This is a genomic window from Streptomyces phytophilus (assembly GCF_013870535.1).
Taxonomy (GTDB): domain Bacteria; phylum Actinomycetota; class Actinomycetes; order Streptomycetales; family Streptomycetaceae; genus Streptomyces; species Streptomyces phytophilus.
In genome coordinates this window covers 1-3,230 of record NZ_JACBXC010000685.1, presented here as the reverse complement: position 1 = coordinate 3,230, position 3,230 = coordinate 1, and the positions used below count along the sequence as shown (strand labels likewise).

Below are 3,230 nucleotides of genomic sequence, written 5' to 3'. Positions count from 1 at the left end.
CCGCGGGCAGTGGGGCGCCGATCCGCGCCTCCTCGACCAGAAGCCGCGCTACGCGGACGCCGTGCGGGCCGTGGTCCTCCACCACACCGGCCACGCCAACAGCTACGACTGCGCGGACAGCCCGTACCTCGTCCGCGACATGTACGCGACGCACGCCGTGGCCAAGGACTGGGGCGACATCGGCTACAACTTCCTCGTCGACAAGTGCGGCACGATCTTCGAGGGCCGGATAGGCGGCGCGGACCGCCCGGTGGTCGGAGCCCACACCGTGGGCCTCAACAGGGGCACCACCGGCATCGCCGCGATCGGCACGTACACGGAGGGCGCGCCGGTGCCCAAGCCGCTGCGGACGTCCCTGGAGATGCTCATCGCCTGGAAACTCGGGCTCACCGGCGCGGCCCCCGCCGACCTCGCCCGGCTCGTCTCGACGAACGACAGCAGCCGGTTCCCGAAGGACGCCACCGTCAGGATGCCCACGGTCTTCGGCCACATCGACGGGTACGAGACGAACTGCCCGGGCGAGGCGCTCATGCGGGTGCTGCCCACCCTCCGCAAGGAGGCGACCCGCCTGCAGAGCAGGGCGAAGCAGCGGATCCGCAGACACCGCGAGGGGCAGCAGAACGAGGAAGCGCAGGACGGGAACGGACCCGCCACCCGCAGGACGCCCGCCGGCACGGGCTGACGGCACAGGGGGCAGACGGTCAGGACCTCGCCGGAAAGTACAGCCTGAACAGCGCGTACGACATGACGTACTGGGCCGCGGCACCGATGCTCATCGACAGCCACACCCCCTCCACGCCCAGCGCCGGGATGGCGCTCAGCCCCAGGGCCAGGGGTATCTGGACCACCGCCCCCACCAGGGTCACCCAGAAAAGCGACCGCGCGCGCCCCCCGCCCGTGAACACCCCGCCGAGCCCCACCACCCCCGCCAGGAGCAGCAGGTACGGGAAGAGGTGGACCAGCAGCACCGCACCGGAGCCGACGACTCCCGGGGAGTCGCTGAAGAGCCCCATGAGCCCGCGGCCCCCGACCGCGAGGAGGAGACCGGCCCCGGCGCCGACCAGGGTGGCCAGCAGGACGCTCTGCCGCCCGATCATGACCTCCGCCGCCTGCCCGGCGCCCCGGGCGCGGGCGGTGAGGATGCCGCTCGCCTGCCGGACCGCGTAGAAGGCCATGGTGACGAAGAACATCGCCTTGATCCCGATGCCGTACGCCGCGAGCGGATCCTCCCCGAACCGGGCCACGATGCCGACGAGGACCGCGCTGACGCCCATGCGCAGGACGAAGTCCCCGGAGGCGGGAAGCCCGGTACGCAGCACGCCGCGCAGGGCGGCGGGCAGGCGGAGGGCAGCGGGGGCGCCGGTATCGGCGGTGAGCCGCCGGCGCCGCAGCAGAGTGAGGCTGACGCCCAGGGCGACGGCCCGGCCGGCGAGCATCCCGAGGGCCGCGCCCTGCACGCCCATGCGGGGCAGCGGCCCGATCCCGTAGATGAGCAGCGGGTCGAGGACCAGGATGAGGACGTTGGCGAGGATCGCGGTCCGCATCGGGGTCCTGGTGTCACCCGTGCCCTTGAAGATGCCGTCGACGGCGTTCTGCGCGAAGAAGACGGCCGTCCCGGGGAAGGCGACGGCGAAGAACTCCACGGTCAGCCGGAACACCTCGCCCTCGCCCCCGGCGAGAAGCCGGGCGACGGGCTCACGCAGCAGAAACCCGCCGACGCCGACGACCGGGGCGATCACCAGCCACAGCACCCCGACGGCCCGCACGACCGCGGACACGTCGGCCCGCCGACCGCCGCCGAGGGCGTCGGCGATGAGGACCGTGCCCCCGACGTTGGCCATGAGGATCACGCCGAGAAGCACGTTCTCCAGGGTCGTCGCCACGGCCACCGCCCCCACGGCGGCCCCGCCGAGGCGGGCGACCCAGACGGTGTCGATGACGCCGGCGACGACGCCGGAGAGCAGCTCGACGTAGACGGGGACGCCGAGCGAGAGCAGTGTCCGACGGGTCGCGGCAGGGGAGAGAGCGGCGGTGGACACGACCGAAACCTTCCGACGGCACGGATGAACGACCGCACAGTACCTCGATTAGAGTCACTCGAAAAGAGATACACTCGAACCCCGCGCGGAAGGAGACCTGTGCTGACCCTCGCGATCCTCGGATTCCTGGCAGAACGCCCCATGCACGCGTACGAGCTACGGCAGGTCGTCTCCGACCTGATCGGCCACAACCGCCCGGTGAGCGACGGCGCCCTCTACCCGGCGCTCAACCGGCTGCGCGAGGCGGGCCACATCGAACGACAGGAGACCCCGGGCGTGGGCGCCCCCACCCGCCAGGTACTCCACCTCACCGACACCGGCCGCGCGGAACTCCACCGCCGCCTGACGTCCCCCAAGGAAACCGAGATCACCGACGCCGGCGCCTTCTTCACCCTGCTGGCCTTCCTGAACCAACTGGACGACCCGGCCGCCCAGTCGGCGGTGCTGCGCCGCCGGCTGGACTTCCTCACCGGACCGGGCAGCTTCTTCCGCAAGGACGGAGAGCCGGCCCGCGCCCAGGACGTGGAGGACCCGTTCCGGAAGGGGATGCTGGTGATGGCCAGAGCCACCCGGCAAGCAGAGCGCAACTGGCTGGAACAAACCCTGCAAACCCTGACCGCCCCACCCCACCCCGACCCACCCCCAACCCCCTGACCACCCAACGCCCACCCACCCGCCGACAGCCGCCCTCCTCGAACCAGGCACCACCCGCCATCCGCTACGCTGTCAGAGGCCGCCCAGGACGGCGGTACGCCTCCGTAGCTCAGGGGATAGAGCACCGCTCTCCTAAAGCGGGTGTCGCAGGTTCGAATCCTGCCGGGGGCACCAGCAAAACCGCCCCCACCTGGGGCGGAGTCTCGAACTTCCCGACCGTTCGGGACCTTTGAGAACCCTTCGCGACCTTTCGCGACTCAAGATCCACTCCCATTCTGCTCCCACTTGATCATGCTCTCTGTGCAGGTGAGACCTGCTGCGGGAGCACGAGGGCTCCCACAAGCCGGGCGTTCACAGCACGCACAGGTCCAAGTCGACGAGCCACCCCAGCTCGACGTCGAGGCACAGCAGCCCGCCCGGGCCCTCACGCGGCGGGTCGGTGGGGTCCGGCGGCGAGCTGGTGTCGGGCGGCGGCGTTGTCGGCGTCTCGGTGGGCGCCGGCCCCGACGGGTCCGGCTCGTCGGGGGTGTCGGCGGG

The 3,230-nt window shown here is 71.6% G+C and carries 4 protein-coding genes and 1 tRNA gene; 3 read left to right on the top strand and 2 right to left on the bottom strand.

Going from position 1 to position 3,230, the window contains the following annotated elements:
• The coding region (locus H5J30_RS23535) for a peptidoglycan recognition protein family protein (RefSeq protein WP_181789367.1) at positions 1-682 on the top strand (682 nt) is incomplete at its 5' end.
• 19 nt (positions 683-701) lie between these two features.
• On the opposite strand, the gene H5J30_RS23530 is transcribed toward H5J30_RS23535, so the two are convergent.
• Positions 702-2,039 carry an MATE family efflux transporter gene (locus tag H5J30_RS23530; protein WP_181789366.1) on the bottom strand — a complete coding sequence of 446 codons (1,338 nt, stop codon included), beginning with the start codon at positions 2,037-2,039 and terminating at the stop codon, positions 702-704.
• A gap of 99 nt (positions 2,040-2,138) precedes the next feature.
• Between H5J30_RS23530 and H5J30_RS23525 the strand changes: the two genes are divergently transcribed.
• Positions 2,139-2,693 (top strand): PadR family transcriptional regulator, encoded by a 555-nt coding sequence (locus H5J30_RS23525; protein ID WP_181789365.1) that lies wholly within the window; start codon positions 2,139-2,141, stop codon positions 2,691-2,693.
• 98 nt (positions 2,694-2,791) lie between these two features.
• Positions 2,792-2,867, top strand: a tRNA-Arg gene (locus H5J30_RS23520).
• Between the two features lie 177 nt (positions 2,868-3,044).
• Here the strand turns inward: H5J30_RS23520 and H5J30_RS23515 are convergent.
• A partial coding sequence (locus H5J30_RS23515; RefSeq protein WP_258563499.1) for a hypothetical protein occupies positions 3,045-3,230 on the bottom strand: 186 nt, incomplete at its 5' end.